The organism is Parvibaculum sp. (genome assembly GCF_049671045.1).
In the GTDB taxonomy this organism is placed as follows: domain Bacteria; phylum Pseudomonadota; class Alphaproteobacteria; order Parvibaculales; family Parvibaculaceae; genus Parvibaculum.
The window spans coordinates 41,966-49,491 of record NZ_JBATUH010000016.1 but is presented as its reverse complement, the minus strand read 5'-3'; the positions used below and the strand labels follow the sequence as shown (position 1 = coordinate 49,491).

Here is a 7,526-nt window from a genome sequence, read left to right as displayed (position 1 = left end):
TGCGGGCGAAGAATACCCGCCGCCAGACGCCGGCCCTGCTGAAAGGGATCATCTTCACCGAGACGGGCACGGCGATGACGCCGACGGCGACGAAGAAGGGCACGCGCCTCTACCGCTACTACGCGTCGATGGACCTGATACGAAACCGCCCGACCGGCGACGCCTCGGGTCCGCTGCGCTTGCCCGCCGGCATGGTCGAGGATGCCGTCGTCGGCGAAATCCGCCGCATGATCCGCGCACCCGAAGTCGCGGCGCGAACCTTAGAGGCTCTTCGCGACGAGAGCTCGACCGTCGATGAGAAGGCGGTCGTCCAGGCGCTCGGCGAGTTCGACCAGCTCTGGGCGGCGCTCTATCCGGCGGAGCAGACCCGCATCGTCCAGCTGCTGGTCGAACGGGTGACCGTCGGCGAAGACGGCATCGCCGTCGATTTGCGCCATGAGGGGCTGGGCTCGGTCCTGCGGGACATGATGGCCACCCGCCAGACGGAGGCCCACGCATGACCGACTCGACGAACACCATCCGCGTCGTCATCCCCCTGACGATCCGCAAACGCAATGGGCGGCCGAAGATCCTCCCGCCCGACGAGGTGACAGTCCGGGACGGCCGGTCGCAAGACCCTCATGTGCTGCGCGCCATCGCCCGCGCTTGGAACTGGCGGCGGCAGCTGGAATCCGGTGCCGCTTCCACCATTCAGGATATCGCTGCGGCCGAGAAGGTCTCCGACCGGTTCGTAAGTCGAATGATGCGGCTCGCCTATCTGTCGCCGGAGGTGCTCGAACACCTCGTCATCAGGCGCGTGCCACCGGCGCTGTCGTTGAACGATCTTGTCGCTGTCGCCGACCAGCCTTGGGCGGAGCAGATGGATATGGTTTTCGAAGCGGCTTAGCGATCTCGCCATCACAATAACCTCGTGAACATGAAAACCGAGAAGCGATTGCGCCCGAGCCGTTAATCGTCTATCGACGATTAACGAACGGATGGATGGCTCATGCAGGATACCGACATCGAAATCGCTGAACTGGCCAAGGCGCTCGCGCATCCGGCAAGACTGCGCATCCTGCGGCTGCTGCTCGTCACGCCCGGCTGCATCGGCGGCGACATCGTGGGCGCTGTCGGCCTAGCGCAGTCCACGGTATCCGAGCACCTGCGCATCCTGAAGGCTGCCGGGGTCATCACGGGCGAGATATCCGGTCCGCGCATCTGCTACGCGCTGAACCCCGCCGCGCTGGAACCGCTGGCCGACTTTATCGGCACGCTGACCGCCCCATCCGCTGCGGTCTGCTGCGTGCCTGACGAGAAGGAGATTTCATGAGCCTGTTCGAACGTTGGCTGACCCTCTGGGTCGCGCTGTGCATCCTGGCCGGGCTCGTCCTTGGCAACCTCGCGCCGGGGCTCTTCGGCGCGCTGGCCGCGCTGGAGGTCGCCTCGGTCAACCTCGTCGTCGCCGTCCTGATCTGGGCAATGGTCTATCCGATGATGATCGCAGTGGATCTGCGCTCGCTGAAGGCGGTGGGACAGCGCCCGAAGGGCCTCGTGATCACGCTTGCCGTGAACTGGCTGATCAAGCCCTTCAGCATGGCGGCGCTGGCAGTGCTGTTCTTCAACCACGTCTTCGCCGGACTGATCGACCCGGAGCGCGCGCCGGAATACATCGCCGGGCTGATCCTGCTAGGGGCGGCGCCCTGCACGGCGATGGTCTTTGTCTGGTCACAGCTGACGAAGGGCGATCCCAACTACACGCTGGTGCAGGTCTCCGTGAACGACCTGACCATGGTCGTGGCATTCGCCCCCATCGTGGCCTTCCTTCTGGGCGTGACCGACATCAGAGTCCCGTGGGAGACGCTGATCCTGTCGGTCGTCCTCTACATCGTCATTCCCCTGATTGCGGGTCTCCTGACGCGCCGGGCGCTGATCGCGAAAGGCGACGAGGCCGCGGTGACCGCGTTCACGGCGCGGATCAAGCCGGCCTCGGTGGTCGGGCTGCTGGTGACCGTGGTGCTGCTCTTCGGTTTCCAGGGGCCGGTGATCCTCGCGCAACCGCTGCTGATCGCGCTGATCGCAGTCCCGATCGTCATCCAGTCCTACGGCATCTTCGCCCTTGGATATGGATGGGCCTGGCTGTGGGCCGTGCCCCATCGGGTCGCCGCGCCCTGCGCGCTGATCGGCACGTCGAACTTCTTCGAGCTCGCGGTCGCCGTAGCGATCGGACTTTTCGGACTGAACTCCGGTGCGGCGCTGGCCACCGTGGTGGGGGTGCTGGTCGAGGTACCGGTGATGCTGAGCCTCGTCGCCATTGCGAACCGGACACGCGAGAGGTTCCCTGCATGAGTACCTTCCCGGTCGTCATCCACCACAATCCCGACTGTGGCACGTCCCGCAACGTGCTCGGCATCATCCAAGCGGCTGGATACGAGCCGACCGTAATCGACTATCTGAAGGAGGGCTGGACGCGCCCGCAGCTTCTGGCGCTGTTCTCCGCCGCCGGGATCACGGTGCGCCAGGCACTCCGGGTCAAGCGTTCCCCGGCCGAGGAGTTGGGGCTCACCGCGCCGGACGTCTCCGACGAGGCATTGCTGGACGCCATGACGCGCCACCCGATCCTCGTGAACCGCCCGATCGTTTGTACGCCGAAGGGCGTCAGGCTCTGCCGCCCGTCCGAGACTGTCCTCGATCTGCTCGAGACGCTCCCTCCGGGTCCGCTCGCCAAGGAGGACGGCCAATTGATCATCGACGCCGAGGGAAACCGGATTGCCTGACACACTGACCGATCTGACCACACCGCAGCTCGACGAGACGAGTTTCGCCGCAATCGACCACGACCGGCTGATGTCGCCTGCCATCAGCACGCATCCGCCCCGCATCCTGATCCTCTACGGCTCGCTCCGGGCGCGATCGTTCAGCCGACTGTCGGCCGAGGAGGCCGGTCGCATTCTCACAGCGCTCGGGGCGGAGGTCCGGTTCTTCAACCCCTCAGGCCTGCCGCTGGTCGACGACGGGGTCGATGCCAGCCACCCGAAGGTGCGGGAGCTGCGCGATCTGGTGGCCTGGTGCGAAGGCATGGTCTGGTCGAGCCCCGAGCGGCACGGCGCGATGACCGGCCTTATGAAGACGCAGATCGACTGGATCCCCCTGTCCGAGGGCGCCGTGCGACCGACGCAGGGCAAGACGCTGGCGGTGATGCAGGTATCGGGGGGCTCGCAGAGCTTTAATGCGGTGAATCAGATGCGGGTTCTTGGGCGCTGGATGCGGATGCTGACCATCCCCAACCAGTCCTCCATCCCCAAGGCGTTTCAGGAATTCGATGATGCGGGACGAATGCGCCCGTCGCCACTCTACGACCGGATCGTGGATGTCATGGAGGAGCTGGTGAAGTTCACACTGCTCACGCGCGATCGGAAGGCGTATCTCGTCGACCGCTACTCCGAGCGTAAGGAAACGGCGGCCGCGCTCATTAAGCGGGTGAACCTCTCAGCCGCAACCTGAGCGTACGGCGATGCTCCCCTTGCTGTACGGGCGTCTAAAGACGTCGTCGGCCAGCATCGCGAAGTAATCCGCGACGATCAGACTGTTCTCCTCATCGGTCCAAGGCTCGCTCGACATTAGGCTGGACTACTGACGGAGCGGCCATTTGTCATCGAAAGTCAAAGAACCATCGGGTCCTTGATCCCCAGCATAACGACGGGCTGCGCACGGCTTCCCCGGAATGTGCCTACTGCGTGTTCCCCGGCGGCCACGCCAACCGGAAGAACGCCGGCTGAATCCATTGTCGAGCGACCTGCGAAACCCGTTGGAAACGCTGGCCTTCGTGAAGCCGAACCGGGCCGGACGAGGTTCGCTCAGTTAGAGACGGAGGGCTGTTCGGAGACGGAAAATGGACCGGGCGCCAGTCTCCGAGGTTCGGGCGTGTCGGCTAAACGCCTTTGAAACGAAAAGAAAAAGGCCCGTGGGCGGGGCCTCATCTCGGGTTCGCTACAGGATAATGGCGGAGAGGATGGGATTCGAACCCACGATACGGCTTATCACCGTATAACGGTTTAGCAAACCGCCGCCTTCAGCCTCTCGGCCACCTCTCCGTGCCCCCGTGTATGCCCAAGATTGCGCGCCGCATCAAGCGCGAACTCCCATGAGCCGGGGCCCGATCCGTCCAAACGGCCGGAAATTTCTCAATCGTGGTAGCGGATAAGCCCTTCCTGCGCCACCGAGGCCACGAGCCGGCCATCGCGCGTATAGATGCTGCCCCGATTGAAGCCACGCGCGCCCGACGCGCTGGGGCTGTCCTGGCTGTAGAGCATCCAGTCATTCACGCGGAAAGGCTGATGGAACCACATGGCATGGTCGAGGCTCGCCGACTGGAGCTTGCCCGAAACCCAGCTCACGCCATGAGGCCGCACGCAGGTATCGAGCAGCGTCATGTCCGAGGCATAGGCGAGAATGCACTGGTTGAGCGCGATGTCGTCGCCCACCTCCTTGCGCGCGCGAAACCAGACATGCTGCACCGGCTCCATCGGCTCGGGGTCGATGTAGTGCTGCGGGTTCACCGGCCTGATCTCGATCGGGCGGGGGCGCGAAAAATGTTTTGCAATCGCTTCGGGCAGCTTGCCGGCAACGGCCTTCCGCAGCTCGCGCTCGCTCGGCAGATCCTCGGGCGCGGGAATATCCGGCATGGCCGCCTGATGCTCGAAGCCCTGCTCCGGCACCTGGAACGAAGCGGCGAGATTGAAGATCTGCTGGCCGTGCTGGACCGCAACGACGCGCCGCGTGGTGAAGCTCTTGCCGTCGCGCGAGCGATCGACCTTGTAGAGGATCGGAATTCTGGGATCGCCCGGCCGGATGAAATAGGCGTGGAGCGAATGGCAGACCCGGTTCTCGACTGTCCTGTAGGCGGCGACCAGCGCCTGCCCGATCACCTGCCCGCCAAAGACGCGCTGCCAGCTCACGTCGGGGCTGTGTCCGCGAAAGAGATCGACCTCGATCTGTTCGAGGTTGAGAACTTGGATGAGGTCTTCGACGGCGTCGGTCGAGTGGGCTTCTGTCATCTGGGGTTCCTGTCGCCGCTTTCGCGCGCTTCTGAAAAGTGCGCGAAACATAAGCATAACGACGGAAGCTGTCACCCGGGTTGAACCGGGAGCCGCACTCGATATCAGGCCCTCAGTGGCTGGCGAGCCACTCCCGCGCCTGCCTCTGCGCTTCGGCGATCTCGGACGGCTTCATTTCCCGCGCAAGCTCCGCGCGGCAGGCCCGTGCCGCCTCGCTGCCCCGCATGGCCGCGAGATTGAACCACTTGTGCGCCGTGACGAGATCGACCTCGACGCCGTTTCCCGTCGAATAGATCAGTCCCAGATCGTAAAGCGCGTCGCACTTGCTGTTATCGGCCGCAAGCGCGCCCTTTTCCATCACGTCGAGCTGCACACGTGCCATGTGCCACCTCCTCGAGTTCAGCGGCCCTCGCCCGGAACCCCTGTTCCGCCGAAGGCATGCCGCCCATCCTTTGCAAGGTGCCCCTTGCCCCGGGGTAAAGCATTTCACCGCCGCGCTGAAAAAATGGTTAACGCACCGGATTTGAAACAAAATGGATTGATGCCCGCTCATGCTCGCGGGATGGCGGCTTCCTGTGGCGAACGCCCGGATGATTGCAGCGGGGTCAGACTTTCGGCACCACCATGCCGCGCTGTACGGCCGGACGCGCGCCGACCTGCCCGATCCAGCGCCGCGTATTGGGGGCCTCGCCCACAAGCTCGGGCCGGGCCTTCGCGATGAGATCGAGCGAAGGCGCGATCCAGGGATAGGTGATGATGTCGGCAATCGAATAGTCGCCGCCAAGAAACTGCGCTTCGCCGAGGCGCTTCTCCATCACGCCGATGAGCCGCGCCGCCTCCCTGGCATAGCGGTCGATCGCATAGGGAATTTTCTCCGGTGACGTGTTCATGAAATGGTTGAGCTGGCCGAACATCGGCCCGACGCCGCCGATCTGCCACATGAGCCATTCGAGCGCATTGCTGCGCTGGCGGCCCTTCGGGGCCAGAAACTTGCCCGTCTTCTCCGCGAGATAGATGAGGATCGCGCCCGACTCGAAGACGGAGAGCGGCCCCTCCTCCGCATTCCTGTCGACGATGGCCGGAATGCGATTATTGGGGCTGATCCTGAGAAAGTCCGGCGCGAACTGCTCGCCCTTGCCGATATTGACCGGATGCACGGTGTAATCGAGGCCGCATTCCTCGAGCATGATGGAAGCCTTGCGGCCGTTGGGCGTCGTCCATGTGTAGAGATCGATCATCCGCTTCTCCTGCCTGATGCATGGCGGGCGGAACCACCCGGCATGTTCCGTCCGCGTTCCGTCATGTCACGCATATAGATGATCGGCGCACCGGATGCGATGCGTCTCAATATTCGGCGGTCACTTCGATGTGATGATGCCGGTGCTGGGCGCAGACATAGGGCTCGATGGTGTAGCTTCCGGCCGGAAGCGACCTGCCGACCGCCTGCTGCGGATCGAGAAAATTCGCGACCGGCTCGCCCCTCTCGTTCCTGATCGTGAAACCGTAGGTGCCATCCATGACGCGGGTGATGCGGCCCTCGCGGGGAAGCGTGAGCCCCGTGCCCCACGCCGTCTTGGAATGATACTTGTCCTTCATCACCAGAGTGCCGCTGCCCGTGACCGTTTCGGCCCGGGCATCGGCCCCGGAAAGAACGGCACAGGCAAAAAGCCCGGCGGCAAGGATCGCATATCGGCCCATTGGCACATCTCCCGCTCGCCCGCGCGACATTGCACCGGATGCGAGCCTCGAAAAACAATCAGCGTGCCCGATCTCTCGGGCACGCTGAAGCTTATCAAGCGGCCAACCCGGCGTTAAGCCCGGCTGCTCTTTCGTGCGCGTTGCCCGAACAGCACTTTGCGCGCCTGTTCGGCTACCTTGGTCTTGTCCCCTAGTGTCCCCCGGCGCCATTCGCGCCCAAGGGCAAAGCCTCTCTTGACCGCCGGCCGGGCGCCAACCCGCTCGAACCAGTCTTTGAGGCGAGGAAAGTCTTCAAGCCGCTGGCCCTGGTTCTTGTAGGGTACGACCCAGCCCCAGCAGGCTATATCAGCGATCGAATAGCGCCCGGCGAGGTAGTCGCGGTCCTTGAGGCGCCGCTCCATGACGCCATAGAGCCGGTTCACTTCGTCCGTGTAGCGCCTGATCGCATACGGGATCTTCTCCTGGGCGTACTGGCGGAAGTGATGGGCTTGGCCCGCCATGGGGCCAAGCCCAGCCATCTGCCAGAACAGCCATTGGTCGACCTCAACTCTCTGGCGCTCACTCGCGGGGTAGAACTTTCCCGTCTTGCGCCCGAGATATTGAAGGATTGCCCCCGACTCGAAGATCGAGATCGGTTTTCCCCCTGGACCGTCCGGGTCCACGATGGCTGGCATCCGGTTGTTCGGCGCGATCCTCAGAAAGGACGGCCTGAACTGGTCGCCAACTCCGATATTCACCGGCCTGACCACGTAAGGCAGCTTGCACTCCTCCAGCATGATCGAAATCTTCCAG

The 7,526-nt window shown here is 63.9% G+C and carries 10 protein-coding genes, 1 tRNA gene and 1 pseudogene; 6 read left to right on the top strand and 6 right to left on the bottom strand.

Going from position 1 to position 7,526, the window contains the following annotated elements:
• The 6 genes and pseudogenes from WBG82_RS01570 to arsH form a co-directional block, all read left to right on the top strand.
• Positions 1-500, top strand: a pseudogene (locus WBG82_RS01570) (recombinase family protein); the annotation flags it as partial.
• Positions 497-886, top strand: a complete 390-nt coding sequence (locus tag WBG82_RS01565) for a hypothetical protein (RefSeq protein ID WP_411037569.1) — start codon at positions 497-499, stop codon at positions 884-886. The pseudogene WBG82_RS01570 and the gene WBG82_RS01565, both read left to right, overlap by 4 nt.
• A gap of 102 nt (positions 887-988) precedes the next feature.
• The gene (locus tag WBG82_RS01560) at positions 989-1,312 is read left to right on the top strand and encodes an ArsR/SmtB family transcription factor (RefSeq protein WP_345099418.1); all 324 of its coding nucleotides are present in this window, start codon (positions 989-991) and stop codon (positions 1,310-1,312) included.
• Positions 1,309-2,328: an ACR3 family arsenite efflux transporter gene (gene arsB / locus WBG82_RS01555; protein ID WP_424420509.1), complete on the top strand. Its 1,020-nt coding sequence runs from the start codon at positions 1,309-1,311 to the stop codon at positions 2,326-2,328. The genes WBG82_RS01560 and arsB overlap by 4 nt, the downstream gene beginning before the upstream one ends.
• On the top strand, positions 2,325-2,756 hold the full coding sequence (arsC, locus tag WBG82_RS01550) for an arsenate reductase (glutaredoxin) (RefSeq protein WP_345099420.1): 432 nt from the start codon (positions 2,325-2,327) through the stop codon (positions 2,754-2,756). The genes arsB and arsC overlap by 4 nt, the downstream gene beginning before the upstream one ends.
• A 13-nt stretch (positions 2,757-2,769) precedes the next feature.
• Complete coding sequence (arsH, locus tag WBG82_RS01545) at positions 2,770-3,483, top strand: arsenical resistance protein ArsH (RefSeq protein WP_378188472.1); 714 nt, start codon at positions 2,770-2,772, stop codon at positions 3,481-3,483.
• Positions 3,484-3,980: 497 nt separating this feature from the next.
• On the opposite strand, the gene WBG82_RS01540 is transcribed toward arsH, so the two are convergent.
• The 6 genes from WBG82_RS01540 to WBG82_RS01515 all read right to left on the bottom strand — a co-directional run bounded on the left by WBG82_RS01540 (position 3,981) and on the right by WBG82_RS01515 (position 7,510).
• Positions 3,981-4,073, bottom strand: a tRNA-Ser gene (locus tag WBG82_RS01540).
• A 90-nt stretch (positions 4,074-4,163) separates the two neighbouring features.
• Complete coding sequence (gene tesB / locus WBG82_RS01535) at positions 4,164-5,036, bottom strand: acyl-CoA thioesterase II (RefSeq protein ID WP_424420506.1); 873 nt, start codon at positions 5,034-5,036, stop codon at positions 4,164-4,166.
• Between the two features lie 112 nt (positions 5,037-5,148).
• Entirely contained in the window at positions 5,149-5,418 is a 270-nt protein-coding gene (locus tag WBG82_RS01530; protein ID WP_324300162.1) for a hypothetical protein, read from the bottom strand.
• 223 nt (positions 5,419-5,641) lie between these two features.
• Positions 5,642-6,274, bottom strand: coding sequence for a glutathione S-transferase N-terminal domain-containing protein (locus tag WBG82_RS01525; RefSeq protein ID WP_424420504.1), 633 nt, complete (start codon positions 6,272-6,274; stop codon positions 5,642-5,644).
• Positions 6,275-6,380: 106 nt separating this feature from the next.
• Positions 6,381-6,734 carry a hypothetical protein gene (locus WBG82_RS01520; RefSeq protein ID WP_424420501.1) on the bottom strand — a complete coding sequence of 118 codons (354 nt, stop codon included), beginning with the start codon at positions 6,732-6,734 and terminating at the stop codon, positions 6,381-6,383.
• Between the two features lie 113 nt (positions 6,735-6,847).
• On the bottom strand, positions 6,848-7,510 hold the full coding sequence (locus WBG82_RS01515; protein WP_424420517.1) for a glutathione S-transferase family protein: 663 nt from the start codon (positions 7,508-7,510) through the stop codon (positions 6,848-6,850).
• Positions 7,511-7,526 lie beyond the last annotated feature (16 nt).

Bases quoted from the DNA above. Each gene is read 5' to 3' on its own strand.
- WBG82_RS01565 (WP_411037569.1), top strand. From the start codon at position 497: ATGACCGACTCGACGAACACCATCCGCGTCGTCATCCCCCTGACGATC.
- WBG82_RS01560 (WP_345099418.1), top strand. From the start codon at position 989: ATGCAGGATACCGACATCGAAATCGCTGAACTGGCCAAGGCGCTCGCG.
- arsB (WP_424420509.1), top strand. From the start codon at position 1,309: ATGAGCCTGTTCGAACGTTGGCTGACCCTCTGGGTCGCGCTGTGCATC.
- arsC (WP_345099420.1), top strand. From the start codon at position 2,325: ATGAGTACCTTCCCGGTCGTCATCCACCACAATCCCGACTGTGGCACG.
- tesB (WP_424420506.1), bottom strand. From the start codon at position 5,036: ATGACAGAAGCCCACTCGACCGACGCCGTCGAAGACCTCATCCAAGTT.
- WBG82_RS01530 (WP_324300162.1), bottom strand. From the start codon at position 5,418: ATGGCACGTGTGCAGCTCGACGTGATGGAAAAGGGCGCGCTTGCGGCC.
- WBG82_RS01525 (WP_424420504.1), bottom strand. From the start codon at position 6,274: ATGATCGATCTCTACACATGGACGACGCCCAACGGCCGCAAGGCTTCC.
- WBG82_RS01520 (WP_424420501.1), bottom strand. From the start codon at position 6,734: ATGGGCCGATATGCGATCCTTGCCGCCGGGCTTTTTGCCTGTGCCGTT.
- WBG82_RS01515 (WP_424420517.1), bottom strand. From the start codon at position 7,510: ATGCTGGAGGAGTGCAAGCTGCCTTACGTGGTCAGGCCGGTGAATATC.